Here is a 1,646-nt window from a genome sequence, read left to right on the forward strand (position 1 = left end):
CACCTCCGTCGCCGGCCGCCAGGACGATACCCTGGTCGATCTTGTCGGCTTCTTCGTCAACCTGCTCGTGCTACGAACCGACACCTCGGGCAACCCACGCTTCCGTGATCTGGTCCGCCGGGCCCGGCAGGTCGACCTGGACGCCTTCCAGCATCAGGACCTGCCCTTCGAGCGACTGGTCGACCTGACCCATCCCGAACGCGTTACCGGACGCCATCCGTTGTTCCAGGTGGCCTTCATCATGAACAACCATGCGCAGGCGGCCTTGAACTTTGCCGACGTGATCGTGACCGATCACTCCATCGACACCGTGCAGGCGAAATATGACCTCGCCTTCAGTTTCGCCGAGTCGCGCGACGAGGCGGGCCAGCCCATTGCCCTGCAACTTGGCATCGAATACGCCACTGACCTGTTCGACGAGGCGACCGTGGCGCGGATGGTCCAGCGGCTGTCCCGGTTGCTGGAGGAGGTAGCCATCGAGCCCGATCGCCGGCTGGACCGCATCGACCTGCTCGAGGCACACGAGCGCCGGACCCTGCTGCTCGACTGGAACGACACGGCCACCGACCTTGCGGCGACCACCGTGACCGCCGCCTTCGAACGCCAGGCCAGGCGCGTGCCCGACGCCGTCGCCCTGGTCTGCGGCGATCGCCAGCTTACCTACGCCCAACTCGAGGATCGCGCCAATCGGCTGGCCCGCATGATCATAAGCGAAGGTGTAGGCAATGATGTCCTCGTCGGCGTTGCCCTCCCGCGCTCGCCCGAATTGGTCATAGCTCAGTTGGCCGTGCTCAAGACCGGTGCGGCCTTTCTGCCGATCGACGCCGAATATCCTAAGGAGAGACTTACTTTCATCTTTAATGACGCGCAGCCACGCTGCGTGCTCCTTGCGCATGACTTGCCGATCGAGTTGCCGTCCTCCGTATCCCGCATCACGGTCAATGACGAAACGCTCAGTGAAAATCCACGGATCCTTCCGCTTCCCGGCGAACGTTCGTTCAATGACATCAGGGTGCGAGATGTCCAAGTGCACCCCGATCATCTGGCCTACGTGATCTACACCTCCGGCTCCACCGGTATCCCCAAGGGCGTGGCCGCCACTCACGGCAACGTCGTTGGCCTGGCGGCGGATGCGCTGCTGTGCGGCGACCAGCATGAACGTGTACTGATGCATTCCCCGCAGGTCTTCGATGCTGTTACCTACGAGATCTGGGCCCCGTTGCTTGCGGGGCATTGCGTCGTCATCGCTCCTCCGGGTCGGTTCGATGTCGAGGGCCTCGGTGCGCTGATCCGACAGCACGCGGTCACCGCGGTTTTCCTCACTACCGCTCTATTCCGGGTCATCGCCGCAGAAGCACCTGCGCACCTCGCGCCGCTACGAACGATCTGGACCGGTGGCGAACAAGCTGTCGCGGAGGCCTTCCGACAAATCCGTGCGCATGCGCCGGACCTGGAGATCGTGCACGTCTATGGACCTACCGAGACGACCACGTTCGCGACCACCCATACGCTGGGTGCCCTTGCGCCGCTTACGACGCAGGTGCCCATCGGTCGGCCCATGGACAACACCCAAGCTTATGTCCTGGATGCCTTCCTCCAGCCGGTGCCGGTGGGCGTGCCCGGTGAGCTGTACATCGGCGGCACCG

Annotated in this window: 1 protein-coding gene; it reads left to right on the plus strand. The window is 63.7% G+C overall.

What is annotated here, in order from left to right:
- Positions 1-61: 61 nt before the first annotated feature.
- Positions 62-1,646, plus strand: a 1,585-nt coding sequence (locus QRN34_RS17035) for an AMP-binding protein (protein ID WP_285406325.1), incomplete at its 3' end; no start/stop codon positions are given.

The sequence above is a fragment of the Luteibacter sp. ME-Dv--P-043b genome, assembly GCF_030209605.1.
Classification (GTDB): domain Bacteria; phylum Pseudomonadota; class Gammaproteobacteria; order Xanthomonadales; family Rhodanobacteraceae; genus Luteibacter.